Source organism: Mesorhizobium marinum (genome assembly GCF_040813675.1).
Taxonomy (GTDB): domain Bacteria; phylum Pseudomonadota; class Alphaproteobacteria; order Rhizobiales; family Rhizobiaceae; genus Mesorhizobium_K; species Mesorhizobium_K marinum.
The window spans coordinates 77,861-104,125 of sequence record NZ_JBFOCI010000008.1; the positions used below are offsets into that span (position 1 = coordinate 77,861).

Consider the following 26,265-nt stretch of genomic DNA (forward strand, 5'->3'; position numbering starts at 1 on the left):
TAAGGCCATGCCAGGGAATGGTGCTCCATGACCTATGAAACGCTCGTTGCCCTCGCCTTCGGCTATCTGCTGGGCTCGATCCCCTTCGGCCTCCTGCTCACCCGCGCGGCCGGCCTCGGCGACGTCAGGAGCATCGGTTCCGGCAACATCGGCGCCACCAACGTCCTGCGCACCGGCAACAAGGCGCTCGCCGCGGCCACGCTGCTCCTCGATCTACTGAAGGGCACGGCGGCCGTCCTGATCGCCGGCGCCTATGGCCCCGAAACGGCCATCGCCGCCGGGCTCGGCGCCTTCGCCGGCCACCTGTTCCCGGTCTGGCTGGGCTTCAAGGGCGGCAAGGGCGTGGCAACCTACATCGGCGTGCTGTTCGGGCTGATGTGGCAGGCGGCGCTGCTGTTCCTCGCGGTCTGGATCGCCGTTGCGCTGGCGCTGCGCTATTCGTCGCTGTCCGCGCTTGTCGCCTGTGTCGTCACGCCGGTCGCGCTTTTGCTGATGGGCCGCCCCGAGCTCGCGACCCTGTTCGCCGGCCTCAGCATCGTCGTCTTCATCAAGCACCGGGCGAACATCGCCCGGCTCGTCGCCGGCACCGAAGGCAAGATCGGGGCGAAGGGCTGAGGCCGTGAACAAGCCGGCGGCCGCTCCCCAGCTCAGCGACCGCCAGCGCCTCAACTGGCTCCGCCTGATCCGCACGCCCAATGTCGGGCCGGCGAGTTTCCGCGACCTCGTCAACCGGTTCGGCTCGGCCGAAGCCGCCATTGAGATGATGCCCGAACTGATGCTGGCGGGCGGCGCGGGCCGGCCGGTGCGGATTCCCTCAGTCGCCGAGGCCGAGGCTGAACTTGAGGCGGCGGCCAGGGCCGGTGCCCGCTTCGTCGGCATCGGCGAGCCGGACTATCCGCCGCTCCTGAAACGGATGGACCATCCGCCGCCGCTGCTGGCGGTAAAGGGCGAACCCGCCGTCTTTTCGCTGCCGCCTGTCGCCATCGTCGGCGCGCGCAACGCGTCGCTGGCCGGCATCAAGATGGCGCGCGCGCTAGCCGCCGAACTCGGTCGGCAGGGTTATGGCGTCGTCTCCGGCCTGGCGCGCGGCATCGACACCGCCGCCCACGACGGGAGCCTGTCCACCGGAACGGTGGCGGTGCTGGCCGGGGGCATCGACCGCCCCTACCCGCCCGAAAACGTCGAACTCGCCGGGGAGATCGCCATGCGCGGCGGCGCGGTCGTTTCTGAAATGCCGATGGGCTGGGAGCCGCGCGCGCAGGATTTTCCGCGGCGCAACCGCATCATCGCCGGCCTGTCCCTCGGCCTTGTCGTGGTCGAAGCGGCCAAGAGATCCGGCTCGCTGATCAGCGCGCGGCTGGCCGGCGAAATGGGCAGGCTCGTCTTCGCCGTGCCGGGATCGCCGCTCGATCCGCGCGCCGCCGGGGCAAACGATCTGCTGAAGCAGGGAGCGATCCTGGTGACCGAGGCCGCCGACATCCTCGAGGCCATCGCTCCCCTCACCGGCGCGACGATCCAGCTCCCCCCCAGGCTGGACGAGCCGCCCGACTTTGGCGCCACGCCACCGCCCCGGGACAGCGACCGCCAGCGCGTCGTCGAGGCGCTGGGGCCGACGCCGGTCAGCGTCGACGAGCTTATCCGGCACACCGGCCTGCACCCGGCGCAGGTGTTCATGATTCTACTCGAACTCGACCTCGCGGGTCGGCTCGAGCGCCATTCAGGAGGCGCTGTGTCGCTGCTGGTTGGCGACCTGTGACGGCTGTGAACCGCTCAGGATGTCGCCCGCTTCGACGTAGGCCATCTCGATCAGGTAGGCCAGCATGTCGCACTGCTCGATTTCGGCCATGGTGCGCAACTGGCCGAGCATCGACTGGATATAGTCGATGGTGTCGGCATTTCTTCTGCCAGGCTGGGAATGCATCTCAAGACTCCACGGCCGGCCGCCGCCATCGAAATTACGCCAGGCGATGTTTCGGCCCCTCGTTTCTTATGCGGTTTTTTGCGGCAATCCCTTCGAGCCACGACCACTAGCACATTTACTGTGAGTTGCAACAAACTTCAAGCAATCGCAAAAGTTGCAGTCCGTCCGAGTGACCCGATTTTCAGGCCGCGGGCTTGACCGGACGGCAAACGGCAGCCATGTGACGGACGATTCTGAAAAATTCGGGCGCAGCTACACTCCGTCATCCGCGCCATAGGGAACAAAGCCGCTCATGGATGTCGTCGTCGTCGAGTCCCCCAACAAGGTCAAATCGATCAACAAGTACCTGGGCAAGAACTACAAGGTTCTGGCGTCCTTCGGCCACATCCGCGACCTGCCGGCAAAGGACGGCTCGGTGCGTCCCGACGACGACTTCTCGATGTCCTGGGAGGTCGATGCCCCGTCCTCGAAGCGCATGACCGACATCGCCAGGGCGGTGAAGGACGCCGACGGCCTGATCCTCGCGACCGACCCGGATCGCGAGGGCGAGGCCATCTCCTGGCACGTGCTCGAAGTGCTCCGGCAGAAGCGCGCGCTGAAGGACAAGCCGGTCAAGCGCGTCGTGTTCAACTCGATCACCAAGAAGGCCGTGCTCGACGCGATGGCCGCACCCCGCGACATCGACCCGGCGCTTGTCGATGCCTATCTGGCCCGCCGCGCGCTCGACTATCTGGTCGGCTTCAACCTGTCGCCCGTGCTGTGGCGCAAGCTGCCCGGTGCCCGTTCGGCCGGCCGCGTGCAGTCCGTCGCGCTGCGTTTCGTCTGCGACCGCGAGGCCGAGATCGAGCGCTTCATCCGCGAGGACTACTGGCTGATCGCCGCCATCCTCGGCACGCCGCGCAGCGAAACTTTCGAAGCCCGCCTGACTACGCTCGACGGCAAGAAGCTCGAGAAGCTCGACATCAAGTCGGCCGAACAGGCCGCCGGCATCAAGGCTATGCTCGACGGGGCGGCCTTCAAGGCGCTCTCAGTCGAATCCAAGCCGACGCGCCGCAACCCCGCGCCGCCCTTCACCACCTCGACCATGCAGCAGGCCGCCTCCTCGCGGCTCGGCTTCTCGGCGCAGCGCACCATGCAGGTGGCGCAGCGCCTCTACGAGGGCATGGAGATCGGCGGCGAGACGGCAGGCCTCATCACCTACATGCGTACCGACGGCGTGCAGATGGCGCCGGAGGCGATCGGCGCCGCCCGCGACGCCATTGCCAGGGAGTTCGGCGAAAAGTACCTGCCCGAGCAGCCGCGCCAGTACACGACCAAGGCCAAGAACGCCCAGGAAGCGCACGAGGCAATCCGCCCGACCGACTTTTCGCGCACGCCGGCCGAGATGCGCAAGTTCCTCGATGCCGACCAGGCCCGCCTCTACGACATGATCTGGAAGCGCGCCATCGCCAGCCAGATGCTGCCTGCCGAGATCGAGCGGACCACGGTCGAGATCGAGGCGCGCAACGGCGGTCAGGTCGCCGGCCTGCGCGCGGTCGGTTCGGTTGTCCGCTTCGACGGCTTCATCGCCGCCTACACCGACCAGAAGGACGAAGACGCCGAGGACGAGGACAGCCGCCGCCTGCCGCAGGTCATCGCGGGCGAAACCCTCGCCCGCGACACGATCAATGTCACGGCCCACACCACCGAGCCGCCGCCGCGCTACTCGGAAGCATCCTTCATCAAGAAGATGGAAGAGCTCGGCATCGGTCGCCCCTCCACTTACGTGGCCACGCTGAAGACGCTGGAAGACCGCGAATACGTCACGATCGAGAACCGCAAGCTTATACCGCAGCCCAAGGGCCGGCTGGTCACCGCCTTCATGGAAAGCTTCTTCGAGCACTACGTCGAGTACGACTTCACTGCATCGCTGGAGGAAAAACTCGACGAGATCTCCGACGGCAAGCTCGCCTACAAGGACGTGCTGCGCGACTTCTGGCGCGACTTCTCCGCGGCGATCGCCGAGATCAAGGACCTCAGGATATCCGAGGTGCTCGACGCCCTGAACGAGGACCTCGCGCCGCTGCTTTTCCCGGCTCGTGCCGACGGCTCGAACCCGCGCACCTGCCCGAAATGCGGCACCGGCACGCTGTCGCTCAGGCTCGGCAAGAGCGGCGGCTTCATCGGCTGCTCCAACTATCCCGAGTGCAACTACACCCGCCAGTTCGGCGCGGAAGGCGCCGACGGCGACGCCGAGGGGCCCAGGGAACTCGGCAAGGATCCTTACACGGGCGAGGAGATCACCCTGCGCTCGGGCCGCTTCGGACCCTACCTGCAGCGGGGCGAAGGCAAGGACGCCAAGCGGTCCAGCCTGCCCAAGGGCTGGACGCCCGATTCCATCGACCATGAGAAGGCGCTGGCCCTGCTTGCGCTGCCACGCGATGTCGGCATGCACCCCGAGACCGGCAAGATGATCTCGGCCGGCCTCGGCCGCTACGGGCCGTTCGTCCTGCACGACGGTACCTACGCCAACGTCGAATCCATCGAGGACGTATTCACCATCGGAATCAACCGTGCAGTCTCGGTCATCGCCGAGAAACTCGCCAAGGGCCGTGGTGCGCGAAACGGCGGAACCCCCGCGGCGCTGAAGGAACTGGGCGACCATCCCGACGGCGGCAAGGTGACCGTCCGCGACGGCCGCTATGGCCCCTATGTCAACCACGAGAAGGTCAACGCCACCCTGCCCAAGGGCAAGGACCCGATGTCGGTGACGCTCGAGGAGGCGCTGGAACTGATCGCCGAGCGGGCGGCCAAGGGCGGCGGCAAGAAGCCCGCGCGCAAGGCCAAGGCCGCGAAGTCGGGCGGCGCGGCGAAAAAGACTGCGGCCAGGAAGCCGGCGGCGAAGAAGTCCGCGCCGAAGCAAGAGGCCTGAGACCTTGGCGCGGCGGATACCCGGAACCGGAAAACCCGCCGCCAGGCGCGCGGCCTCGAAGGGCGACTTCCGCCCGTCGCGGGACGACATCCTGAAATATATCGCCGAGAACCCCGACCGCGCCGGCAAGCGCGAGATCGCAAAGGCATTTTCGCTGAAGGGCGACGACCGGGTCTGGCTGAAGGACGTGCTGCGCGACCTTCAGGACGAGGGCCTGCTCAGCAAGGACCGCAAGCGCCTGACGCGCGCCGGCAGCCTGCCGCATGTCAGCGTGCTCGAGATTTATGCGCGCGACGCCGACGGCGGACTGCTGGCGCGCCCGAGCGAATGGAACGACCGCTTCGGCGAACCGCCGGTCGTTTCGCTGAGGCCGTCGCGCAACGGTCCGGCGCCGGGCCTCGGCGACCGCGTCCTGGCGAAGACGTTCCCGTCCGACGAAGGCGAAGGCCCGGCTTACACCGGCCGCGTCATGAAGGTCTTCGAGAAGCGCCCCGAGGCGGTCCTCGGCGTCCTGCGCCAGGCCGACGACGGCTCATTCCGCATCGAGCCGGTCGAACGCCGGCAGCCGGAAATGACCGTTTCGCGCGACGATCTGAACGGCGCCGAGAAAGGCGACCTCGTCGAGGTCGAGCAGTTGTCCTCGTCCCGCTACGGCCTGCCGCGCGGGCGCGTCCTCCAGAGGCTCGGCTCGCTGACCAGCGAGAAGGCGGTCTCGATGATCGCGCTGCATGCCCACGACATCCCGCACATCTTCCCGCCCGACGTGCTGGCCGAGGCCGAAGCGGTGAAGCCCGCCACCATGTCCGGCCGCGAGGATTTTCGCGACCTGCCGCTGATCACCATCGACCCGGCCGACGCCAAGGACCATGACGACGCGGTCCACGCCGAACCGGACACAGACGAGAAGAACACCGGCGGCGTCATCGTCACCGTCGCCATCGCCGACGTCGCCGCCTATGTCAGACCGGGCTCCGCGCTCGACCGGGAGGCGCTCAGGCGCGGCAACTCGGTCTACTTCCCCGACCGCGTCGTGCCGATGCTGCCGGAGCGCATCTCAAACGATCTCTGCTCGCTCCGCGAGGGCGTCGACCGCCCGGCGCTGGCCGTGCGCATGACGTTCTCGGCCGACGGCAAGAAGATTCGCCACACCTTCCACCGTGTCATGATGAAGTCGGCCGCGAAGCTCGCCTACCGCCAGGCGCAGGCCGCCATCGACGGCGCGCCCGACGACGCCACCAGCCCCATCCTCGATACCATGCTGAAGCCGCTCTGGGACGCCTATGCGGTGCTGAAGCGTGGCCGCAGCGCGCGCCAGCCCCTCGAACTCGACCTGCCGGAACGCAAGATCCTGCTCAAGCCCGACGGCACCGTGGACAAGGTGATCGTCCCCGAGCGCCTCGACGCCCACAAGCTGATCGAGGAGTTCATGATCCAGGCCAACGTGGCGGCTGCCGAGACCCTCGAATCGAAGCTGCAGGCGCTGGTCTACCGCGTGCACGACGCACCTTCGCTCGCCAAGCAGGAATCGCTGCGCGAGTTTTTGGCCACGCTCGGCATGTCGCTGGCGCGCGGCGCCTCGCTCACCCCGCGCTCGTTCAACGGTATCCTGGCGCAGGTCGAAGGCGCCGACAACGAGGCGCTGGTCAACGAGGTGGTGCTGCGCACGCAGAGCCAGGCCATCTATTCGCCCGAGAATCTCGGCCATTTCGGCCTCAACCTGCGCCGCTATGCGCATTTCACCTCGCCGATCCGGCGCTATGCGGACCTCATCGTCCACCGCGCGCTGATCTCGTCGCTGAAGCTCGGCTCAGACGGCATCACGCGAGCCGAGGAGGAACGCCTGGAGGAAATCGCCGGCCTGATATCCGCGACCGAGCGTCGCGCCATGGCCGCCGAGCGCGAGACGGTCGACCGGCTGATCGCCGCCTATCTGGCCGAACAGGTCGACCAGACGTTCGAGGCCCGCGTCTCCGGCGTCACCAAGGCGGGACTATTTGTCCAGTTGCCGCAATACGGCGCGGATGGTTTCATACCCATATCTTCGCTTGGAGACGACTACTACCACTTCGATGAAGCGGCGCGCGCCCTGTTCGGCAGTCAGTCGGGCAAGGGCTATCAGCTCGCCGACCATGTCGAGGTCCGTCTCCTCGAAGTGGCGCCGCTCGCAGGAGCGATGCGCTTCGAGATGCTGAGCGAGCCGAAACCCCTGCCGGGTTCGAAGCGCTCGTATCACAAGTCGAAAACCGGCCGGCGTTCGCGGGAACGCGCTTCCCAGTCGCGCGGCCGCGCAAGGAGATGAGAATGGAAAGTCAGGTTTTCGGCGGCGAGCGCCACACCGGACGTCCGACGCGCCCGCTCTGGAACGCCATGTGGAACGGCTTTCGCGGCAAGTGCCCGCATTGCGGCGAAGGCCGCCTGTTCTCGTCCTACCTGAAGATCACGCCGAAATGCGCGCATTGCGGCGAGGAGATGCACCACCACCGCGCCGACGACCTCCCGGCCTACCTCGTGGTGGTCATCGTCGGCCATGTCATCATCGGCGCCTTCATGGGCGTGGAGGCGACCAGCACGCTCTCCACCTGGCAGCATCTCGCCATCTGGGCGCCGCTCACGGTAGCCATGTCGCTGGCCCTGCTTCGCCCGATCAAGGGCGCCGTGGTCGGCCTGCAATGGGCGTTCTACATGCACGGTTTCGGCGGCGAGCATGACCTCGTCGAGTCGCACCCGGAGATGTGAGGCGGGACGGTGCGGCAACTCTCCCCCGCCAGCGCCGGACGTAATCCGTGGAAGGGCTGAGCAAGGCCGAGGTCGACCGGCTCGAGGCGAAGGCGCTCGGCCCCGGTCCGCTCCGGCCGCGCGACGCCGGCACGCTCATCCTCATCGACCGGCAGGGCTCCGGCTTTCGCGTCCTGATGGGCCGACGCCACATGCGCCACGCCTTCATGCCCGGCAAGTACGTGTTTCCGGGCGGACGAACCGATCCGACCGACAGCCGCGTGCCGGTCGCCTCCGCGCTGCATCCCGAAGAAGAAGCCAAGCTCATCGCCGGCGTCGGCCGGACCAGCCATGCGCGGGCGCGCGCCATCGCGCTGTCGGCGATCCGCGAGACCTATGAGGAAGCCGGCATCCTGATCGGCGAGAAGGGGCCGTTCGCCGCCAGCCGCGCCGAATGGCAGGCCTTTGCCGAGCACGAGGTGCGCCCTGCGCTGTCCGGCCTGCGCATGATCGCGCGCGCCATCACGCCGCCGGGCCGCGTGCGCCGCTACGACACGCGCTTCCTCGCCGCCTGGCGCGGCGACGCCGCCGCCGAACTGGCGGGCGGCGGTCCGACCGACGAACTGGAGGAACTGGTCTGGCTGCCGCTTGCCGAGGCCCGGCAGGCGGACATTCCCGAGATCACCCGCACCGTGCTCGGCGAACTCGAGATGCAGCTGGCCGACGACCCCAGGCTTTCGCCCGGCAGGTCCGTCCCTTGCTACAGGATGGTCGGCAAGACCTTCATCCGCGAACTGCTCTGATCACCGGTAGCGCTCGCTCGGCACGCCGGGAACGAGCCACGCGCCGGGCCAGCCCGGCGCGCCACGGGTTCCGGCTCACTGCGATTCGGCTGTCAGTTCCCTGACCTCGAAGCGCGACAGGTTGAGCTGCGTCTTGGAGCGGCCCGTCTGCGCCGCCGCCAGTTCGAAGCCGACNTCCGGCTCACTGCGATTCGGCTGTCAGTTCCCTGACCTCGAAGCGCGACAGGTTGAGCTGCGTCTTGGAGCGGCCCGTCTGCGCCGCCGCCAGTTCGAAGCCGACAAGCGAGCCGCCATCCGGCGCCATCGCCTCGAATTCGATCACCGGCCGGTCGTTCACCTTGAAGGTGATCAGGCCGCCCTTCATGACGGCGGAAATCTCGAACTTGTCGCCGGCATTGAACTTGGTGCGGCCGGGCAGCGCCGTCCAGTTGACGGGCGTCAGCCACTTGTTGTTCTGCAGGCGCTGCACGCTGTAGATGCCGACCAGCGGCGCGACTTCGAAGGCGTAGTAGTTCTCGAGGTCGACGCCCCAGACGATCAGGCCGACATAGGGTTGCGTCTCGCAGCGATCCGCGTCGGTGCAGCTATAGGCGACCGAGAAGGTGGCGCAGGCCACCGCATTGTCGAAGAAGCCCCACTGGCTGATGGCGCGCTTCACCGTGCCCGGCGGATAGTCCGTCGACAGGCCATCGCCGTCGATCCGCTCGAGCTTGGGATCGATCGCCACGCCCCAGGCCCGGTTGAGCTTGTTGAAACTGTCCTCCATCAGCACCTTGCCGCCCTCGCAGGCCGAAGCCGCCGCGGGCGCGATCAAGATGCCGGCCACCAGCATCGCCGTACGCAGAAAAACCTTCATCCCCGTCCTCTCACACGCTCCCGCCTGCCCTGCCGCGGCAGGCGTTTCGCGTCACCATAGCATGTCAGGGCCGAACGCCTAGTGCACTTGCCGACGGGGCGGATCGATTCAGGAGCGCTCGCCGTCCATCTCGGCCAGCTTGCGCACGCGCCGGCGGAAATCCTCGTCGGTCGAAAACTCCGCCTTGAGGTAGGCGTCGACCAGGTCCTTGGCGAGCCAGGCGCCGACGATCTGCGCGCCGATGCACATGACGTTCACGTCGTCGTGCTCGACCGACTGGTGCGCCGAATGCACGTCGTGGCACACGGCGGCGCGGATGCCCTTCACCTTGTTTGCCGCGATCGAGGCGCCGACGCCCGTGCCGCAGACCATCATGCCGCGGTCGGCCTCGCCGCCGATGATAGCCGACGTCACCGCCTTGGCGATGTCGGGAAAATCGACAGGGTTCGCGTCGTAGGAGCCGGCATCGTGAACCTCGTGCCCCAGCGACTTGATGTGATCGACGATCGTTGCCTTGAGGGGGAAGCCGGCGTGGTCGGAGCCGATGACGATACGCATTGTTGGAAGTCTCCAGGGGTTATTGTGCGATCAGGCGGGGCAGCCACAGCGTGAAATCCTTCGCAAAGGTCAGGATCGCAAGCGTGGATATGAGCGGGATGTAGAACGGCAGGAGCGCGCGCAGGAGCTGGCGGATCGAGACCTTCGCGATGTCGGACACGAGGAACAGCGACAGCCCCATAGGCGGCGTCAGCAGCCCCAGCATCAGGTTGAAGATGGTGACGATGCCGAGCTGGACCGGATCGACGCCGGCCAGCACCAGCGGCGGCGCGATGATCGGCACCAGAAGCAGCGTGGCCGTCGTGGAGTCCAGGAACATTCCGGCCACGCAGAAGATCAGGTTCGCGATGATCAGCAGCATGATCGGGTCCTTGGAGAGCCCGAGCAAGGCGGCGGCGAAGGTTTGCGGCACCTGCTCGACCGCGAGGATCCAGCCGAACAGCGAGGCCGCCGCGACGATGATCAGGATCGCCGACGAGCTGCGCGCCGTCAGCACCGCCGAGTTCCACAGGTGCTGCACGGTGAGCTCGCGATAGAGCAAGGCGCTGATGATGATCACGTAGACCGCCGTGATGGCCGCCGCTTCGGTTGGCGTGAAGGCCCCGAAGATCATGCCGGAGATCATCAGGGCCGGCGCGACGATGGCCGGCAGAGCGGGCAGGAAATCGCGGACGAGTTCGCGCGGCGTCGGCCAGCGGTCGGCGCGCGGATGCTTGTTGCGGGTTGCGATGATGAACACCGTCAGCATCAGCAGCATCGTGCAGACGATCGCCGGCATGATGCCGGCGACCAGCAGCTGGACGATCGAGACGCTGGTCACCGAGCCGTAGACGATGAGCGGGATCGACGGCGGGAAGATCGGGCCGATCGTGGCGGAGGCGCCGGTCACGGCGCCCGCGAAGGCCGGATCGAAGCCGCGCTTCTTCATCGCGTCGACCTCGATGCGCCCGAGCCCGCCGATGTCGGCAAGCGCCGCGCCCGACATGCCGGAAAGACCAGGCTGCCGAAGACGTTGACCTGCGCGAGCCCGCCCGGGATGCGCCCGACCAGCGTGTAGGCGAAGCGGAAGATCCGGTCGGTGATTCCCGATAGGTTCATCAGGTTGCCGACGAAGATGAAGAGCGGCACCGCCACCAGCGGGAATGAATCGAGGGCGTAGGTGATGCGTTGCGCGACAAGGCCGACCGGCAGGCCCTCGATCAGCACATAGGCCGCCGACGGCAGCAGGATCGCATAGACGACCGGAAAGCCGAGCATGAAGAGCGCCAGGAAGGCGATGACGATGGCGAATCCCATGGCTGCTAGACCGCGACGTTCTTGTCGGCCTGCGGCGCCTTGCGCAGGTGCAGCAGATGCACCACGGCCGCCGCCCCGAAGCCGAACAGCGTGGCGCCGAGGAAGATCCAGAAGGGAATGCCGAGCGTCGGCGTCGCGTTGTTGAGGTTCTTCGAGATATTGGCTGCCGTGACCCACGCGATGAAGCCGGTGATGGCGACGGCGCAGATCGAGATGCACCAGTTCACCACCCCGCGCAGCCGCGCCGGCAAGGCCGCCTTGAATTCGCCCATGACGATGTTCTCGCCGTTCTTCACGACGAGCGGATAGGCGCAGAAGATCAGGCAGATCAGCAGGAAGCGGGTCAGTTCCTCGGCGCCGATGAACGGCAGCACGAAGACGCCGCGCATGATGACCTGCGCCGTCGGCACGAGCACCAGGCCCGCCATGATCGCCACCACGAGGGCGGTGAGGCTGCGTTCAGCGAAGCGCATTGTTCCTCCGTCGGGCGCGGCGGCGGGCTATTCCGGCCGCTGGCTTCGGTCGATATCCGGGCCGGGGCGATGCCCCGGCCCGGAGCCTGGACACCTGACTACTGGATGGCCGCGATCTGCTCGATCAGCGGCGTGAAGTTCGGGAAGTCCTGCGCGATCTGCGCATTGACCTTCTCGCGGAAGGCGGCGATGTCGAGCCCGTCCGCCTCGGTGATGATGGTCATGCCGCGGCCCTTCAGTTCCTCCACCAGCTTGGCCTCGCCTTCCTGCGCCATCTGGAGCGACTTCTTCGCCTCGTCGTCCAAAACCTTGGTGATGGCCGTCCGCTGCTCCTCGGTGAGACCCTGCCAGACGTCCTCGTTGACGAAGACGGCGAGCACGGCGCGCATGTGGCCGGTCATGGCGATGTGCGACTGCACCTCGTTGAGGTTGTTGGCGGCGATCATCGTCAGCGGGTTCTCCTGGCCAACGACGACGCCGGTCATCAGGGCGGTCGGCAGCTCGGCCACCTCGACCGGCGTCGGGATCGCGCCGAAACCCTTCACCATCGACACCCAGAGCTCCAGCGGCACCGCGCGGAACGGCTTGCCCGCGAGGTCGGCCGGCGACTTGACCGGGAAGTTGGCCGAAATCTGGCGGTCGCCGCGGTAGATGCGGCCGATGATGCGCACGCCCTGCGCCACCAGCTTCTCGTTGATCGCCTGCAGCGCCGGCGAGGTCGCCGGGTCGGTCGCCGCCAGCGCATGGGCGCCGTCGCGGTAGATGAACGGCGCGTTGAAGACCGCCACCTCGGGCACGAGCCGGGCAAGCGACGCAAAGTCGTGGTGGCCGAGCGAGATCGAACCCATGCGGACGCCGTCGACCATCTCGGCGACGCCGCCGAGCTGGCTGGCCGGATAGACGTTCACCGTCACCTCGCCATTTGTAGCCGATCCGATGCCCTCGGCCGCCTGCGCCGCGAAGATCGTCTGGATATCGCCTTCAGCGCCGACATGCGCGTACCGAAGTTCGGCCGCGGACGCGGCGCCGGTCATGCCGAGCGCCATCGCGGCGCCGGTCAGGGCGCCCAGGACTCTACTGTGAAACATATGCACTTCCTCCCTTGGTTTTCACGTCTTGCTCAGGTCGCCGGCCTTCGGGCGAAGGCCGAGATAAGGCTGCGCCGGCGGAACTCGTCGCCGATCGCGAAATGCTCCCGCAGCTTGCGGTCCGCGACATCGGGGTTCCTGTCGACGATCGACAGGAAGACTTCGCGATGCGCCTCGACCAGGTAGTCGACGATGCCGGGCTCCATGACGGTCACCTCGCGACGCTGCACGTGGCTGCGGCGCAGGAGGTCCCCGATCGCGCCGTAGAGCGTGATCAGCGCCTCGCTGCGGCTCGCCTCGACGATCGCCTGGTGAAAGGCGAAATCGGCAGCACCGCCCTCGACCGGGTCGTTCAGCGTGTCCATCAGCCGCGACAGCTTCGATCCGATCCGCTTCAGGTCGGTCTCGCTCGCCCTGTCGCAGGCGATGCGGATCGCCTGGCATTCGATCGCGATGCGCGCCTCCATCACGTCGTCGAGGATGTCGGGCTGCTGCGCCAGGCTGAAGGTGAAGAAGTCGGACAGCACGGAGATGTCGGCCTTCTTCACGAACGCGCCCCGCCCGTGCTGGATGTCGAGGAAGCCGAGCATGGCCAGCGAACGCAGCGCCTCTCGCAAAAGCGGCCTGGAAACGCCGAGCTTCAGCGACAGCTCCCGCTCGCCCAGCAGCCGCTCGCCCGCCTTCAGCGTGCCGTCGACCAGCGCATTGCGGAAGAAGGCGAAAACCTTCTCCGCGCCCGACAGGTCGTTGTTTTCGGCAAGCATCGTCGCCATCCGGCCGGCCTCCTCCCTAACTGGCCTTACAGTGGTCAGACCACTACACCGTCGGATCGATGCATTGTCAATGGCCGACGGCATCGAGGCGTGCGCCATGCACAGATCCGTCGGCTGCATGACGCCGGCGCCGAAACGCATCGGCCCACGTCGAATGCGGCCCGCGCCTTGCACGGCGGAGCGCTCTTCGCTCTATTCCGGTTCGGAAGCGAGGGACCGCCAGAATGAAGCTGATCGTCGTCACGCCGGCCGGCCGGGAGCGCTACCTGCGCCTTCTCAGCCACTATGTTCTCGGCTGCGCGGAGGTGGTCGAGTGGCAGCTGTGGGACAATTGCCGCAACGAAAGCGATCGCCGGTACCTGCGGACGCTGGCGGCCAGCGACCCCCGATGCACCATCAAGGAACTGCCCGGCGCCGACGGCGGCTTTGGCATTATCGGCGACTTCTACCGCTTCTGCGACGATCCGGACGCGCTCTACCTTCGTCTCGACGACGACGTCGTCTACGCAGAGCCCGGCTTCTTCGAGGCCTTCAAGGCAAGGGCGATAGCCGCCCGGGGTTCGGCCCTGTGGTTCGCTCCGATGATCATCAACAACACGATCTGCGGCTCGCTGCTGAAGAACCTCTCGAAGGTCATCATCGACGGGCCGATCACCTGCCAGGCGATGTGTCCGTACGCATGGAGATATGCGGCCTTCCCCAAGGCCCTCCATCCGGTGTTCATCGACGCCGTCAAGCGCGGGCGGCTCGACGATTTTCGCGTGCCCGACCGCGACATCCGCCTCTCGCGGTTCTCGATCAACGCCATCGCCTTCTTCGGCGAGGACATCAGGCGGCTCGGCGAGCTCTTCTTTCCGCCGGCCGGCAACGAGGAAGAGTGGTTTTCAGCGGCGCTGCCGGCCAGGCTCGACACATGCGGGCACGTCTTCGGCAACCTCTTCGTGTCGCATTTCAGCTTCTACACCCAGGAGCAGAAGCTCCTTCAGACCGACATCCTGGACAGATACTACGAGCTCGCGGGACTGCCGGTTCCCCACTACGAGAAGCCGGTCGACCACAAGCGGCTGAAGGATCGGCTGCGGCCATGGCGGCGGCCAAAAACCGCGCATATTCCCCGCTACGCCATCGCGCTGCGGGAGCCGTCGGCGGGCTAGCCCAAGCCGGTCGCAGTGGCGGCGATCAGGTCGTCCCGCCGGCCGCGAGGGCCGCGCTGCCCTCGCCTGCGAACATCGGCTCGAACACCGTCTCGAACGCCTTCAGGGCCGCGGCGACCGCCTGGTGCATGTCGAGATAGCGGTAGGTGCCGAGCCGGCCGCCGAAATGCACGTTCGGCTCGGCCGCCGCCCGCGCCCTGTAGCGCGCCAGCATCGCCTTGTCGGCCGCCGTGCCGATCGGATAGTACGGCTCGTCGGCGCGCCCCGCGAAGCGCGAATATTCCCGCGCGATCAGCGTCTTCTCGGTCTGGTAGGCCCGCTCGGGGTTGAAGTGTCGGAACTCCAGGATGCGCGTGAAGGGCACGTCCTCGTCGGCGTAGTTCATGATCGACACGCCCTGGAAGTCGCCGGTGGATACGACTTGGTTCTCGAAATCGACCGTGCGCCAGCCGAGGGCGCCTTCGGCATAGTCGAAATACCGGTCGATCGGCCCGGTGAACACCACCGGCATGTCGCGGGGCACCTCATCGCGCAGGTCGAAGAAGTCGACGCCGAGCCGCGTCTCGATCAGTGGATGCGCCAGCATCCTCTCGAAGATCGCCGTGTATCCGTCGAGCGGCTGGCCCTGGAACCGGTCGGTGAAATAGGCGTCGTCGAACGTGTAGCGCACCGGCAGCCGCGCGATGATGCCCGGCGGCAGTTCGCGCGGATCGGTCTGCCATTGCTTCGCCGTGTAGCCGCGAACCAGCGCCTCGTAGAGCGGCCGGCCGATCATCGCGATGGCCTTTTCCTCGAGGTTCTCCGGCTGGCGACCCACCATCTCCGTTGCGTGCTCGGCAATCAGCGCGCGCGCCTCGTCGGGGGAGAAATGCCGCCCGAAGAACTGGCAGATCGTGCCGAGGTTGATCGGCAGCGAATAGACCTTGCCGGCATGGAGCGTCACGCCCCTGTGGCGGTAGGCGCTGAACCCGGTGAACCCGCGCAGGTAGCGCCACACCGCCTCGTTCGACGTATGGAACAGATGCGCGCCATAACGATGCGTCTCGATGCCTGTTTCGGCGTCGGTCTCGGTATAGGCGTTGCCGCCGATGTGGTTGCGCCGGTCGATCACGAGAACCCGGCGGCCGAGCCTTGCGGCCGCCCGCTCGGCGATGGTGGCACCGTAGAAACCCGCGCCGACGATCAGCAGGTCAACATTCGCAAGGATCGACATCGGGGCGGTGGTGCTCCTTCTGCTTGCCGGGCAATTCGGGGCGTCGGCTGGTGCTGGCACGGTTCGGCGCGCCGAACAAGGCTGTCGAGCCTCGCGCACGCCGCGAATCGTATTGCCCGCCGAATTTCTGCGCCCCCCGCACCGCTGGTCCGAGCGTCAGGAAAGGCAAGACAAGCCATTGAATTTGATCCCAAGAGAAGGGAAATTCATAGCTGTTCCATTTCGCGATCCGAGGACATAGACTTCATTGTGAGAGACACAGGAGACCTGCATGAAGAAGGCGTACTCAAGACCGCTTCTCGACAAGCGCGTCGTCTTGCCGACAGTCACCGCAGCCTCCGGATCGGCGCCCTTGGTACCTCCGCCTAACTGAGGTAATCTTCGTCCCCCCGCGATCGGGGGGCTTTCCGGGTGCACGGACGCCGCGAATCGCGTCACGCTACCCTGCTTCTTGGTGACTGGAGAAACCGGCGCACGTCGTAGCGGCGGCCCGCGTAGCGTGTTGATTGGGCTTCAGAAAACGGACTGCCGGCGGGCTATTCCATTTCGGTGGACGCACAGCTAAGCTTGCGACATCGTTTGGATTGGAACTTTCTGGAGGCCTGCATGAAGAAGGGATACTCGAAGCCGCTTCTCGACAAGCGCGTGGTACTGCCGTCAGTCACCGCCGGCGGCGGATCGGCGCCTTTGGTTCCGGGCCCGGCCCCGGCCCCCTGAGTCAGGATTTTCTGGCGACACCCTGCTGGCGCCAGGTTCGGATCGTTGAGAATCCGAAGACGTGTGACGGATACTTCGCGTCGCCATGGAACTTGTCTGCTACGTCCGGGACGGCAATAGCGATTTCGAGATCGTGCCTGCGCCGTCGCGTCGCGATTGGATGGATGCGGCGCACGAGCGTTCGCCGTACAGGTGCCTTCCGCTCGTCATGGCGAACCGTCATGGCTGGGACATCCTCTGCCCGGTCGGTTTCACGGCGATCTGGAACGGCGGTCCTGCCATCGACGGCGTCGTCATTCTCGAGGATCGCGGCACCACGCCGCCCGCCGTCAGCCATTTCGGCGAGGGCATCCTCACCTTCCGGATGCCGCTCCTGTTCAGGACAGACCCCGGAACCGACCTGATCGTCCAGGGACCGGTCAATCGGCCGAAAGACGCGATAGCAGCGCTGACCGGGGTGATCGAGAGCGATTGGGGCCCGTTCAGCTTCACCATGAACTGGAAGTTCACGCGGGCGAAGACGGCGATCCGGTTCGAAAAGGGCGAGCCGTTCTGCAGCCTCACATTGGCGCGGCGCGGCGCGCTCGAAGAGGTCCGCCCAAAATTCCTGCCGATGTCCGATGACCCGGAACTCGACGCGGCCCATGCCGAGTGGCTCGCGTCGCGAGAACGCTTCAACGAGGATCTGAAGGTCAAGGGATCGGCAGCTCGGAAGGCAGGGTGGCAGAAGCACTACCAGCGCGGCGTCGACCTCCATGGAAACGTCAAGCCGTTTCCGCACCTGACGAAGACCAACCTGCACCCCTTCGAGCCCATTGAATGAAGCCTGGGCCAGGCGTCGCGGACCGGCCGGCCCCTGGCGCGTCCGGTCTTGCCGGAAGCGGCGAGCGGCCGTCGCGCAACGCCGTCTGCCTCTGCACCGACCGGAACATGCTCATTCCGGCATTGTTCGTCGCCGATTCCGTCCGATCGCGCCTGCCTGCATCGGCGCATCGATATGACGTCATCGTGTTTTGCGAGGCCTCCGAGGTAACGGAGGGCCATCGGCGCTGGATGCAGGATCGCGGCATCGTCCTTCGCGACGACATGGACATGGCGCGGCTCTCGGCGCTGAAGCGGTTCTCCGGCCGGCTGACCGCGGCGACGCTCATGAAATTGCTGCTGGCGGAGCATCTGGCCGGTTCCTACGACCGTATTCTCTATCTCGACAGCGATGTCTCCATTCATGGCGACATCGGCCGGATCTTCTCGCTGGACACGGGCGGGTACGAGATCGCCGCGGTCCCCGCCGGTCGCCTTCTCCTTCAATTGACCGAAAAGCAGCGGGACGAAACCTTTGCGCATTTCCGGGCTCTCGGCATGACCGAGCCCTTCCGCTTCTTCAACAGCGGGGTCCTCTACATCGACGTCAACAAGTGGAACCGCGCCCGACTGGGTGATCGCGCCCTTGCCTATATCCGCGACAACCCGGACCTCTGCTTCCTGCCCGACGAGCATGCCCTCAACGCCGTGCTGGACGGCAGTCTCGCCGAACTGACGCTGGTCTGGAATGCCCGACCGCCTTCGGGAGAAGGCAGGGCCGCCCTGCCATTCATCGAGCCGGTCGTCCTCCACTATGCCGGCCACGACAAGCCGTGGCGTCGCTACGGCTATCGAAAACGCCTGTTTCCGGATCGCGCCGCCTACCGGCACTACGAGGCGTTTCTGAAAGAAACGCCGTGGCCCGGCTGGCTGGACGAACAATGGAGCGCCAGGGACCTCTGGGGCAGCGTCGCCTGGGAGTTCAAGCGCGTGTCGCGCCGGCTGCGTGGCAAGCTGGACGAGCCGACGCGCGCCCGCCGTGCCGCGCAACTGGACGCCGGACGCCGCTTCTGGACAGAAGGCGACTTCGCCGACGTGCGCCAGGGACTGGTCGAACAGCGCGACGGTCGTCTCCAACTTACGGACCGCTAAACCGCCGAGCAGGCCGGACAATGCCGCGAGCACGCCGCCCGCGCCGCCCTGTCCCAAGCCCTGCTTTGCCCGGGTCCATTGACATCGCCGCCAAATTGGGCGACGCGCCTCGCGTCACTCCCGCAACCGGCCGTCCCGCCTTCCATGCACAGCCCGTCAGCCTCCCCTCAAGATGACCGACTGCACTGGCTGCCGATCATCGCCGCCGTTTCGTCGATCAGCGTCGTGGGCATCGCCATCGGGCTCGGCATGCCGCTTCTTTCGGTGATCCTCGAATCGCGCGGCATTTCGGCCACCATGATCGGCCTCAACACCGCGGTTGCGGGCATCGCCTCCATCGTCGCCGCCCCGCTGGCCACTCCCCTCGCCGTCCGCTACGGCGTGGTCTGGACCATGCTCGGCATGATCGCGCTCGGCGCGTTCGCTTTCATCGGCTTCCATTTCGCTACCGCGTTCTGGATGTGGTTTCCGCTGCGCGTCGCGCTGCATGTCGCGCTCACCGTCCTCTTCATCCTCTCGGAATTCTGGATCAGCGCATCTGCCCCGCCCAGCAGGCGCGGCTTCGTGCTCGGCATCTACGCGACGGTGCTGTCGCTCGGCTTCGCCGGCGGCCCCTGGATCTTCGCGCAGGTAGGCAGCCAGGGCTTCCTGCCGTTCGGGATAACTTTCTGCCTCGTCGCACTGGCTGCCATTCCGGTGCTGGCCGCATGGCGCGAGAGCCCGCGCATATCGACCGGGAGCGAAGAGGAAACGACGGGTTTCCTGCGCTTCATCTGGCTGGTGCCGACGGCCACCGCGGCGGTGCTGGTCTTCGGCGCCGTCGAGACCGGTGGCTTTGCGCTCTTTCCGGTCTACGGCGCGCGCATCGGCTATTCCGAGGCCGACGCCGCCTTGCTCTTGAGCATGATCGGGCTCGGCAACGTCATGCTGCAGATACCCATCGGCATGCTGTCCGACCGCATCGGCGACCGGCGCCACCTGCTCCTGGCCTGCGCCGTCGTTGGGCTGGCCGGCACGCTCCTGATGCCCCACCTTTCGGCCAACTGGCATGTCATGGCTGGCCTGCTGTTCATCTGGGGCGGGGTCGTCGCCGCGCTCTACACCATCGGTCTTGCCCATCTCGGCTCCCGGCTTTCCGGGCGCGACCTGGCGTCGGCCAATGCGGCGTTCGTGCTCTGCTACGGGCTCGGCATGGTGCTGGGTCCCCAGGCGATCGGCATCGGCATGGACGTTTTCGGCACCGATGGATTCGGCTGGTCGCTCAGCCTTTTCTTCGCGTTCTACATCGCCGTCGTCATATGCCGCACCGTGCCCGGCATCGGCCGGCATCTCGGCTGACGCCGCCGACGCGCCCGCCGCACTTGACTTTCGGGCAACGTTCTTTATGTGTCGCGCCAAGTTTTCCGCGTCCGGGGTCTACCCGCGTTCAGGCGGCATGAACTCCAGACAATCGAACGGACGAAAAAATGGCCAAGGCTGCAAAACTCAAGATCAAGCTTCTGTCGACCGCCGATACCGGTTTCTTCTACGTGACGAGCAAGAACAGCCGCACGAAGACCGACAAGCTGTCGTTCCGCAAGTACGACCCGGTCGCCAAGAAGCACGTCGAATTCAAGGAAACCAAGATCAAGTAACGATCTCGGATCCGCCGCAGAAAGAACGCCGCCGTCTGGCGGCGTTTTTGTTTGCGGGCCATGCCGCGCAGCCCGTCGCGGCGCCGGCCCACCCTGCCATCGAACACGCAATATCCAACCCGATCAACGGGTTGGCGCTCTTTCTTGATTCGAGGAGAGATGGGGGCCGGACGACGTCTGGCAGCGGTACGAGGAGGCCACTATGTGCCAACGCCGGCCGGCCGACCCCACGGACCCAGGAGATGCGGCGGACCTGAGCATCATGGGGTTTGTCGCAGGCGATGCGGACTTTGCGTCTTCTCGTTCCGCCGCCTGCTTTTGCGTCACATTTGCTCAGAGGCGCTTGAAAATCAATACTTTCTTAACCACGGCCCGCGAATCGCGTGGGTTAAGGTAAATTCCTAACCTTGCCGGCTTGACGCCACCGCCCGTCGCCTGCCGTCACGCCGCCCTGGCGACGACGCGGTTGCGGCCGCCCGTCTTGGCCTCGTAGAGCGCGATATCGGCGCGTTTCAGCAGCTCCTGCACCGAATCGTCGCCCCGCTTCAACGACGAGACGCCGACGCTCACGGTCACCGCGACCTCTTTGCCGTCGACGCGGAAGGGATTTCCGGCGATTTCGGCACGAACCCGCTCGGCGACGTCCTCGGCCACCTCGCCTTCTGTATCCGGCATGACGATGATGAATTCCTCGCCGCCGAAGCGGCAGGCGAGGTCGATGCCGCGCACATTGGCGCGCAGCCGGCGCGCGAACTCCAGGAGCACGGCGTCGCCGCCGTCATGGCCATGCGCATCGTTGATCGACTTGAAGCGGTCGATGTCCGCGATCATCAGCGAAAGCGGCCGGCGGCGAGCCCTGGCGCGATCGAACAGCGTCTGCAGGTGGCTGTCGAGGTAGCGCCGGTTGTGGAGGCCGGTCAGCGGATCGGTGACGGCCATCTCGATCGTCTGCACGACGCTGGCCCGCAGATGGTCGTTGTAGCGCTTGCGCCGGACCTGGGTGCGCAGCCGCGCCGTCAGTTCCTGGCGGTCGGCCGGCCGCAGCAGGAAGTCGTTGATGCCCAGTTCGAGGCCGCGCACGATACGGTCCTCCTCGCCATCGCCGGCCAGGAGGATGATCGGCACGAAGCGGGTGCGGTCCAGGGAGCGCAACTGCGCGCAGAGCCGCAGCGGATCGAAAGCGGTGAACCCGGCCGACACGACGATGCATTCGAAGGCGCCCTCGGCCGCCTCGAAGAAGCCTGCCTGCGGGTCCGGCGCGACGCGCACGTCGGCCGTTTCCTCCAGCATCTCGGCGATCCGGCGGCCGGCTTGGCGATCCTCGTCGATCAGCAGCACCTGCGGCCTTGCCTCGCCGGCGGGCGCGCGGCGCGCCAGCATCTCCTCGATGCCGATGTTGCGCGTGGTCGACGCCCGCAGCCTCAGTTCGTCGGTCAGCATCTTCAGCCTGACCAGGCTCCTCACCCGCGTCATCAACTGAAGGTCGTTGACCGGCTTCGTCAGGAAATCGTCGGCCCCCGCCTCCAGCCCGCGGATGCGGTCGGAAACATGGTCGAGCGCCGTGATCATCACGACCGGGATATGCGAGGTGGCCGGATCCGACTTCAGGCGGCGGCAGACCTCGAAGCCGTCCATGTCCGGCATCATCACGTCGAGCAGGACGACGTCGACCTCGCCGGTCTCGCAGGCGGCGATCGCGTCGGCGCCGTTGGCGGCGGTGACGACCTCGAAATATTCGGCAAGCAGCCGCGCCTCGAGCAGCCTTATGCTCGCGGGCATGTCATCGACGACGAGAATGCGCGCGGTCATCAGGCGTCGCCCAGGTAGGATTTGATGGTCTCGATGAAGCGGGGCACGGAGATCGGCTTGGAGATGTAGGCCTCGCAGCCGCCCTGGCGGATGCGCTCCTCGTCGCCCTTCATGGCGAATGCGGTCACCGCGATCACCGGGATGGAATGCAGGTCGTCGTCTTCCTTCAGCCAGCGCGTCACGTCGAGCCCGGAAACCTCGGGCAGCTGGATGTCCATGAGGATCAGGTCGGGCCTGTGCTGGCGCGCCAGGTCGAGCGCCTCGAGCCCGTTGCGGGTGCGCACCGTCTCGTAGCCGCTGGCTTCGATCAGGTCGCGAAAGAGCTTCATGTTGAGCTCGTTGTCCTCGACGATCATGACTTTCTTCGGCATGGACTTCCCGTTTCAGCCTCCCGCACCGATTGGGCGGGCATCGCCGCAACGCCGTTGCGGGGGCTCAGACCCCGTCGTGACCCTACGACAAGAACATTGACGAAACACAAACCGGGTGCCCGAAACCGGCCTTGCGCGCCGCCTCCAGGATAGATACTCGATCGGCAATCCGAAAGGCCGGCCGCGCATGACGAGAGATGACCGCAACAGCGAAAACGCCGAGGCGCTGGCGATCCAGGCGCTGGCCTTCGTCGCGTCGGATCCCGAACTGCTGCCGCGGTTCCTGGCGATATCGGGCATCGACGCCCAGGCGATACGCCAGGCGGCGCGCGAGCCGGGCTTCCTGGCCGGCGTCCTGCAGTTCATCGTAGCGCACGAGCCGACCTTGATGCGGTTCTCGGAGGAAACCGGAATTCCGCCGCAGCAGGTCACCGCGGCCATGCGCGCGCTGCCGTTCGGCGACGACAACCACGACCGCTCCGTCTGACACGGTCCGGCGCCGGTCAAAGCGCGCAGCGCATCAGCGGCCGCCCCGGCTTGCGTTCCGCGAGCCTTGTAAAACCCGCCTTCTCGAACACGCCGGTCGAACCGACGAATAGCCCGATCGAACGCGCGTTCTTCGCCTGGTCCATCGGGCAGGCCTCGACGAATCGGGCGCCGCTTTCCCTCGCGAAAGCCAGGCCGCCCGCCACCAGTGCATGCGTCAGCCCCTTGCCGCGCGCGCTGGCGCGCAGGAAGAAGCAGGAAATCGCCCAGACGGCGGGGTCGGCGGCATCGCCCGGCTCGAGCGGGGCCGAACCCCTGCCCGCATTGTTCCACTCGGGAACGTCGGCGCGCGGGCCGATCTGCATCCACCCGACGGCGCATTCGCCATCCAGCGCGAGCAGGCCCGGCGGCGGACCCGCCTCGATGCGCTGCCGGATGATCGCCTTCTTCTGCTGGCTGTCGTTGACCTTTCTGGCCGCCGGCGGCAGCCGGAAATAGGTGCACCAGCAGCCGTAGCACGCGCCCTGCTTGCCGAAGAGGTCCTCGAAGGCCGGCCAGAGGTCCGGTGTCAGTGGCGCGATGGCGATGGACAAGACGGCCTCCCTGGCCGCTTGTTCGAGGCGGCGCGCTGCAATATGATTTCCGATGTTCTCTTTATGTTCGCAGCGATTCCGGTGACTGTCAACGCTCCCGACCACGGCTTCTGCCGCGACTGCCTTGCCCTGCAGTCGGGCGAGACCCGGCGCTGCGGCCAGTGCGGCAGCCCGCGCATCGCCAGGCATCCGGAGCTCTACCGCCTGCAACTCGCCCACATCGACTGCGACGCCTTCTATGCGGCGGTGGAGAAGCGCGACAACCCGGCCCTCAAGGACAAGCCGGTCATCATCGGCGGCGGCAAGCGTGGCGTCGTCTCGACCGCCTGCTACATCGCCCGCATCAAGGGCGTGCGCTCGGCGATGCCGATGTTCAAGGCGCTCGAAGCCTGCCCGGAGGCGGTCGTCATTCCGCCGGACATGGAGAAATACGTGCGCGTCGGCCGCGAGGTCAGGGCGATGATGCAGGCGCTCACCCCGCTGGTCGAGCCCTTGTCGATCGACGAGGCCTTCCTCGACCTGTCCGGCACCGAACGGCTGCATGGCCGCCCGCCGGCGCTGGTGCTCGCCGGTTTCGCCCGCGACGTCGAGCGCGAGATCGGCATCACCGTCTCGGCCGGCCTTTCCTACTGCAAGTTCCTCGCCAAGGTCGCCTCGGATTTCCGCAAGCCGCGCGGCTTTTCGGTAATCGGCGAGGCGGAGGCTGTCGGGTTCCTCGCCGAGCAGCCGGTGACGCTGATCTGGGGCGTCGGCAAGGCCTTCGCCGCGACGCTGGAGCGCGACGGTATCCGCATGATCGGCCAGCTGCAGCGGCTCGACCGCGCCGAGCTGATGCGGCGCTACGGCTCGATGGGCGACCGGCTCTACCACCTGTCGCGCGGCCAGGACGAGCGCGTCGTGCACCCCGACCGCGACGCCAAGAGCGTGTCGGCCGAAACCACCTTCGACACCGACCTCGCCTCGCCGGCCGACCTGGTTCCGGTCCTGAGGGCGCTCTCGGAAAAGGTCTCGGCACGGCTGAAGAAGTCAGGCCTCGCCGGCCGCACGGTGGTCCTCAAGCTCAAGACGCAGGATTTCAAGCTGCGCACCCGCAACCGGCAGCTGGGCGACCCGACGCGGCTTGCCGACCGCATCTTCCAGACCGGCCTGCACCTCCTCCGCAAGGAAACCGACGGCACGAAGTACAGGCTGCTCGGCATCGGCGTCAGCGACCTCACCGGCTCCGATCGGGCCGATCCGCCCGACCTGGTCGACGCCGGCGCGCGCAAGCGCGCGCTCGCCGAGGGCGCGATCGACAGCCTGCGCGAGAAATTCGGCAGGACGGCCGTCGAGACCGGCTACACCTTCGGCCGCGGCCGCAAGACGCTGCCGCCCGATCCGCCCGAACCCGACGAGGACTGAGGCTGCCTACAGCCGCGTGAGTTCGATTTTGCCGGTCACGACGCTGCGGCCGGTCTTCGGGTCGACGTCCGTGGTGGTGAGCCGCATGCCGCCCGCGCCGGTCTTCTCGACCTTCATCCTCGCGTCGCGGTCGCCGTTGACCGTCTTGGCCCAGCGGATCGCCAGGTCGAAGGCGTCGCCCGAGCGGCCTCCGGCAAGGCCGGCCGGGCCGGTCGTCGAGCCGACATAGGATCCCGACACGCCGTTCGCCTCCGTGTTGAGGGTGACGCCGATTCGCCGCGAGACAACGACCATGCCGCGGCACTTGCCGTCGAGCGTCAGCCGCGTCGCCGACGTCGTCGCATCGAAGGCGCAGGTGACGGGAACCGGCGGCGACGCGGTCGAAATCCGGAACTGCCCTGCGCCGGACCAGTTGCCGGCAAACGAAGCCAGGAACGATGCATCGTCGGCATGCGCGGGAAAGGCGGCGCTGCACAGGGCTGCTGCGGCAAGCAAGCTCGAAAGCCGAGACATTGGAGTCCCTCCTGCGAATCGGACGGTTGAACCAGTCGCCTTGTCGCACCCGTCCTTGACAGCCATGTGTAGGCCCCGGCGGCTGGCCCACCCGTTTCAGCCGACTACAGGTTGCGGAGCCTGCCGCCGCCTGCGAGAGAGCGGGTCATGTCGCAGACGCAATCCACCATCAAGGCCGCCCTCTGGATGGGTGGGTCGATCACCTCGTTCCTGACCATGACCGTCGCCGGACGCGCCATCATGCCGGAGCTCCATGTCTTCCAGGTCATGGAGATGCGGTCGGTCATCGGCTGGTTCTTGCTCTTGCCGCTCGTCCTCGCCTCCGGCGGCTTCGCCGTCATGCGCACCCGCCGGCCGGCGCTGCATGTCGGCCGAAACGTCGTTCACTATGCCGGCCAGTTCGCATGGCTGCAGGCGCTGACGATGATCCCCCTCGCCCAGCTCATGTCGATCGAGTTCACCTCGCCGATCTGGGGCGCGCTGCTGGCCGCGTTCTTCCTCGGCGAGCGGCTGACCGTGCGCAAGGCCGCGGCGATCGCCTTCGGCCTGGTCGGCGTCATCATCATCGTCAGGCCGGGCGCCACGGCCGTCGACCCCGGCCACCTCATCATCCTGGCCGGCGCGGTCTGCTTCGGCGCCTCCGTGGTGATGGTCAAGTCGCTGACGCGCACCGACAGCGTCGTCGCCATCATCTTCTGGATGATGGTGGTCCAGACGCTCATCGGCCTCGTCCCGGCGATCGCGGTGTGGCGCACGCCGACGCCCGAGATGTGGCCGTGGATCCTTCTCGTCTCGTTCACCGGCATGTCGTCGCACTTCTGCATGGCGCGCGCGCTGTGGCATGCGGAGGCGATGGTCGTGATGCCGATGGACTTCCTCAGGCTGCCGCTGTCGGCGCTGATCGGCGTCCTGCTCTACAGCGAACAGATCGACGTCTACACCGCGGTCGGCGCGACGCTCATCCTCGCCGGCAACCTGTTCAATCTGCGGCGCAACGTCCGCGCCGTCGAGGCGGCGGCGCCCTGAC

At 66.8% G+C, this 26,265-nt stretch carries 25 protein-coding genes and 1 pseudogene; 14 read left to right on the forward strand and 12 right to left on the reverse strand.

Annotated elements, in window-relative coordinates; genetic code table 11:
* Positions 1-27: 27 nt before the first annotated feature.
* The gene (gene plsY / locus ABUE31_RS20850) at positions 28-615 is read left to right on the forward strand and encodes a glycerol-3-phosphate 1-O-acyltransferase PlsY (protein WP_367725678.1); all 588 of its coding nucleotides are present in this window, start codon (positions 28-30) and stop codon (positions 613-615) included.
* Positions 616-619: 4 nt separating this feature from the next.
* Positions 620-1,756, forward strand: coding sequence for a DNA-processing protein DprA (dprA, locus tag ABUE31_RS20855; protein WP_367725679.1), 1,137 nt, complete (start codon positions 620-622; stop codon positions 1,754-1,756).
* Here the strand turns inward: dprA and ABUE31_RS20860 are convergent.
* On the reverse strand, positions 1,718-1,921 hold the full coding sequence (locus ABUE31_RS20860) for a hypothetical protein (protein WP_367725680.1): 204 nt from the start codon (positions 1,919-1,921) through the stop codon (positions 1,718-1,720). The two genes, dprA and ABUE31_RS20860, sit on opposite strands and share 39 nt — an antisense overlap.
* 292 nt (positions 1,922-2,213) lie before the next feature.
* On the opposite strand from ABUE31_RS20860, the gene topA reads away from it, so the two are divergent.
* From topA to ABUE31_RS20880, 4 genes are read left to right on the forward strand one after another with little or no spacing between them, the layout of a single operon-like run.
* Positions 2,214-4,832, forward strand: coding sequence for a type I DNA topoisomerase (gene topA / locus ABUE31_RS20865; RefSeq protein WP_367725681.1), 2,619 nt, complete (start codon positions 2,214-2,216; stop codon positions 4,830-4,832).
* Positions 4,833-4,836: 4 nt separating this feature from the next.
* Entirely contained in the window at positions 4,837-7,131 is a 2,295-nt protein-coding gene (gene rnr / locus ABUE31_RS20870) for a ribonuclease R (RefSeq protein ID WP_367725682.1), read from the forward strand.
* A gap of 2 nt (positions 7,132-7,133) precedes the next feature.
* Complete coding sequence (locus ABUE31_RS20875; protein WP_367725683.1) at positions 7,134-7,568, forward strand: DUF983 domain-containing protein; 435 nt, start codon at positions 7,134-7,136, stop codon at positions 7,566-7,568.
* A 47-nt stretch (positions 7,569-7,615) separates the two neighbouring features.
* On the forward strand, positions 7,616-8,350 hold the full coding sequence (locus ABUE31_RS20880; protein WP_367725684.1) for an NUDIX hydrolase: 735 nt from the start codon (positions 7,616-7,618) through the stop codon (positions 8,348-8,350).
* A gap of 181 nt (positions 8,351-8,531) precedes the next feature.
* Here ABUE31_RS20880 and ABUE31_RS20885 read toward each other — a convergent pair whose 3' ends face one another.
* The 6 genes and pseudogenes from ABUE31_RS20885 to ABUE31_RS20910 all read right to left on the reverse strand — a co-directional run bounded on the left by ABUE31_RS20885 (position 8,532) and on the right by ABUE31_RS20910 (position 13,394).
* A complete protein-coding gene (locus ABUE31_RS20885; protein ID WP_367725685.1) occupies positions 8,532-9,206 on the reverse strand; it encodes a hypothetical protein in 675 nt (224 codons plus the stop codon).
* Positions 9,207-9,314: 108 nt separating this feature from the next.
* Positions 9,315-9,764: a ribose 5-phosphate isomerase B gene (gene rpiB / locus ABUE31_RS20890; protein ID WP_367725686.1), complete on the reverse strand. Its 450-nt coding sequence runs from the start codon at positions 9,762-9,764 to the stop codon at positions 9,315-9,317.
* A gap of 19 nt (positions 9,765-9,783) precedes the next feature.
* Positions 9,784-11,060: pseudogene (locus ABUE31_RS20895) on the reverse strand (TRAP transporter large permease).
* A gap of 5 nt (positions 11,061-11,065) precedes the next feature.
* A complete protein-coding gene (locus ABUE31_RS20900; protein ID WP_367725687.1) occupies positions 11,066-11,533 on the reverse strand; it encodes a TRAP transporter small permease in 468 nt (155 codons plus the stop codon).
* Positions 11,534-11,631: 98 nt separating this feature from the next.
* Positions 11,632-12,621: a TRAP transporter substrate-binding protein gene (locus tag ABUE31_RS20905; RefSeq protein ID WP_367725688.1), complete on the reverse strand. Its 990-nt coding sequence runs from the start codon at positions 12,619-12,621 to the stop codon at positions 11,632-11,634.
* A gap of 32 nt (positions 12,622-12,653) precedes the next feature.
* Entirely contained in the window at positions 12,654-13,394 is a 741-nt protein-coding gene (locus tag ABUE31_RS20910) for a FadR/GntR family transcriptional regulator (protein WP_367725689.1), read from the reverse strand.
* Positions 13,395-13,618: 224 nt separating this feature from the next.
* On the opposite strand from ABUE31_RS20910, the gene ABUE31_RS20915 reads away from it, so the two are divergent.
* A complete protein-coding gene (locus tag ABUE31_RS20915; protein WP_367725690.1) occupies positions 13,619-14,548 on the forward strand; it encodes a hypothetical protein in 930 nt (309 codons plus the stop codon).
* A 25-nt stretch (positions 14,549-14,573) separates the two neighbouring features.
* On the opposite strand, the gene glf is transcribed toward ABUE31_RS20915, so the two are convergent.
* Entirely contained in the window at positions 14,574-15,761 is a 1,188-nt protein-coding gene (gene glf / locus ABUE31_RS20920; protein WP_367725691.1) for a UDP-galactopyranose mutase, read from the reverse strand.
* A gap of 802 nt (positions 15,762-16,563) precedes the next feature.
* On the opposite strand from glf, the gene ABUE31_RS20925 reads away from it, so the two are divergent.
* From ABUE31_RS20925 to rpmG, 4 genes are all read left to right on the forward strand, one after another.
* A complete protein-coding gene (locus ABUE31_RS20925) occupies positions 16,564-17,301 on the forward strand; it encodes a DUF6065 family protein (RefSeq protein WP_367725693.1) in 738 nt (245 codons plus the stop codon).
* Complete coding sequence (locus tag ABUE31_RS20930; RefSeq protein WP_367725694.1) at positions 17,298-18,431, forward strand: glycosyltransferase family 8 protein; 1,134 nt, start codon at positions 17,298-17,300, stop codon at positions 18,429-18,431. Before ABUE31_RS20925 ends, ABUE31_RS20930 begins: the two co-directional genes overlap by 4 nt.
* Before the next feature lie 144 nt (positions 18,432-18,575).
* Complete coding sequence (locus ABUE31_RS20935) at positions 18,576-19,769, forward strand: MFS transporter (protein WP_367725695.1); 1,194 nt, start codon at positions 18,576-18,578, stop codon at positions 19,767-19,769.
* Between the two features lie 128 nt (positions 19,770-19,897).
* Positions 19,898-20,065 (forward strand): 50S ribosomal protein L33, encoded by a 168-nt coding sequence (gene rpmG / locus ABUE31_RS20940; protein WP_292765048.1) that lies wholly within the window; start codon positions 19,898-19,900, stop codon positions 20,063-20,065.
* A 441-nt stretch (positions 20,066-20,506) separates the two neighbouring features.
* Here rpmG and ABUE31_RS20945 read toward each other — a convergent pair whose 3' ends face one another.
* Together ABUE31_RS20945 and ABUE31_RS20950 are read right to left on the reverse strand one after the other, a co-directional pair.
* A complete protein-coding gene (locus ABUE31_RS20945) occupies positions 20,507-21,874 on the reverse strand; it encodes a PleD family two-component system response regulator (RefSeq protein WP_367725696.1) in 1,368 nt (455 codons plus the stop codon).
* Positions 21,874-22,245: a response regulator gene (locus tag ABUE31_RS20950; RefSeq protein ID WP_367725697.1), complete on the reverse strand. Its 372-nt coding sequence runs from the start codon at positions 22,243-22,245 to the stop codon at positions 21,874-21,876. The genes ABUE31_RS20945 and ABUE31_RS20950 overlap by 1 nt, the downstream gene beginning before the upstream one ends.
* A 187-nt stretch (positions 22,246-22,432) precedes the next feature.
* Here ABUE31_RS20950 and ABUE31_RS20955 point away from each other — a divergent pair, with 187 nt between their 5' ends.
* Positions 22,433-22,732 (forward strand): DUF3572 domain-containing protein, encoded by a 300-nt coding sequence (locus ABUE31_RS20955; protein ID WP_367725698.1) that lies wholly within the window; start codon positions 22,433-22,435, stop codon positions 22,730-22,732.
* Between the two features lie 16 nt (positions 22,733-22,748).
* On the opposite strand, the gene ABUE31_RS20960 is transcribed toward ABUE31_RS20955, so the two are convergent.
* A complete protein-coding gene (locus ABUE31_RS20960) occupies positions 22,749-23,324 on the reverse strand; it encodes a GNAT family N-acetyltransferase (protein ID WP_367725699.1) in 576 nt (191 codons plus the stop codon).
* A 63-nt stretch (positions 23,325-23,387) separates the two neighbouring features.
* On the opposite strand from ABUE31_RS20960, the gene ABUE31_RS20965 reads away from it, so the two are divergent.
* Positions 23,388-24,725 (forward strand): DNA polymerase IV, encoded by a 1,338-nt coding sequence (locus ABUE31_RS20965; protein WP_367725700.1) that lies wholly within the window; start codon positions 23,388-23,390, stop codon positions 24,723-24,725.
* 6 nt (positions 24,726-24,731) lie between these two features.
* Here the strand turns inward: ABUE31_RS20965 and ABUE31_RS20970 are convergent, their stop codons facing one another.
* Entirely contained in the window at positions 24,732-25,238 is a 507-nt protein-coding gene (locus ABUE31_RS20970; RefSeq protein WP_367725701.1) for a hypothetical protein, read from the reverse strand.
* A gap of 147 nt (positions 25,239-25,385) precedes the next feature.
* Here ABUE31_RS20970 and ABUE31_RS20975 point away from each other — a divergent pair, with 147 nt between their 5' ends.
* On the forward strand, positions 25,386-26,264 hold the full coding sequence (locus tag ABUE31_RS20975) for a DMT family transporter (RefSeq protein ID WP_367725702.1): 879 nt from the start codon (positions 25,386-25,388) through the stop codon (positions 26,262-26,264).
* The last annotated feature ends 1 nt before the right edge of the window (position 26,265 follow it).

Coding starts and splice junctions, on each gene's coding strand:
- plsY (WP_367725678.1), top strand. CDS start 28: ATGACCTATGAAACGCTCGTTGCCCTCGCCTTCGGCTATCTGCTGGGC.
- ABUE31_RS20860 (WP_367725680.1), bottom strand. CDS start 1,921: ATGCATTCCCAGCCTGGCAGAAGAAATGCCGACACCATCGACTATATC.
- topA (WP_367725681.1), top strand. CDS start 2,214: ATGGATGTCGTCGTCGTCGAGTCCCCCAACAAGGTCAAATCGATCAAC.
- ABUE31_RS20875 (WP_367725683.1), top strand. CDS start 7,134: ATGGAAAGTCAGGTTTTCGGCGGCGAGCGCCACACCGGACGTCCGACG.
- ABUE31_RS20885 (WP_367725685.1), bottom strand. CDS start 9,206: ATGAAGGTTTTTCTGCGTACGGCGATGCTGGTGGCCGGCATCTTGATC.
- rpiB (WP_367725686.1), bottom strand. CDS start 9,764: ATGCGTATCGTCATCGGCTCCGACCACGCCGGCTTCCCCCTCAAGGCA.
- ABUE31_RS20900 (WP_367725687.1), bottom strand. CDS start 11,533: ATGCGCTTCGCTGAACGCAGCCTCACCGCCCTCGTGGTGGCGATCATG.
- ABUE31_RS20905 (WP_367725688.1), bottom strand. CDS start 12,621: ATGTTTCACAGTAGAGTCCTGGGCGCCCTGACCGGCGCCGCGATGGCG.
- ABUE31_RS20910 (WP_367725689.1), bottom strand. CDS start 13,394: ATGGCGACGATGCTTGCCGAAAACAACGACCTGTCGGGCGCGGAGAAG.
- ABUE31_RS20915 (WP_367725690.1), top strand. CDS start 13,619: ATGAAGCTGATCGTCGTCACGCCGGCCGGCCGGGAGCGCTACCTGCGC.
- glf (WP_367725691.1), bottom strand. CDS start 15,761: ATGTCGATCCTTGCGAATGTTGACCTGCTGATCGTCGGCGCGGGTTTC.
- ABUE31_RS20925 (WP_367725693.1), top strand. CDS start 16,564: ATGGAACTTGTCTGCTACGTCCGGGACGGCAATAGCGATTTCGAGATC.
- ABUE31_RS20930 (WP_367725694.1), top strand. CDS start 17,298: ATGAAGCCTGGGCCAGGCGTCGCGGACCGGCCGGCCCCTGGCGCGTCC.
- ABUE31_RS20935 (WP_367725695.1), top strand. CDS start 18,576: ATGCACAGCCCGTCAGCCTCCCCTCAAGATGACCGACTGCACTGGCTG.
- rpmG (WP_292765048.1), top strand. CDS start 19,898: ATGGCCAAGGCTGCAAAACTCAAGATCAAGCTTCTGTCGACCGCCGAT.
- ABUE31_RS20945 (WP_367725696.1), bottom strand. CDS start 21,874: ATGACCGCGCGCATTCTCGTCGTCGATGACATGCCCGCGAGCATAAGG.
- ABUE31_RS20950 (WP_367725697.1), bottom strand. CDS start 22,245: ATGCCGAAGAAAGTCATGATCGTCGAGGACAACGAGCTCAACATGAAG.
- ABUE31_RS20955 (WP_367725698.1), top strand. CDS start 22,433: ATGACGAGAGATGACCGCAACAGCGAAAACGCCGAGGCGCTGGCGATC.
- ABUE31_RS20965 (WP_367725700.1), top strand. CDS start 23,388: ATGTTCGCAGCGATTCCGGTGACTGTCAACGCTCCCGACCACGGCTTC.
- ABUE31_RS20970 (WP_367725701.1), bottom strand. CDS start 25,238: ATGTCTCGGCTTTCGAGCTTGCTTGCCGCAGCAGCCCTGTGCAGCGCC.
- ABUE31_RS20975 (WP_367725702.1), top strand. CDS start 25,386: ATGTCGCAGACGCAATCCACCATCAAGGCCGCCCTCTGGATGGGTGGG.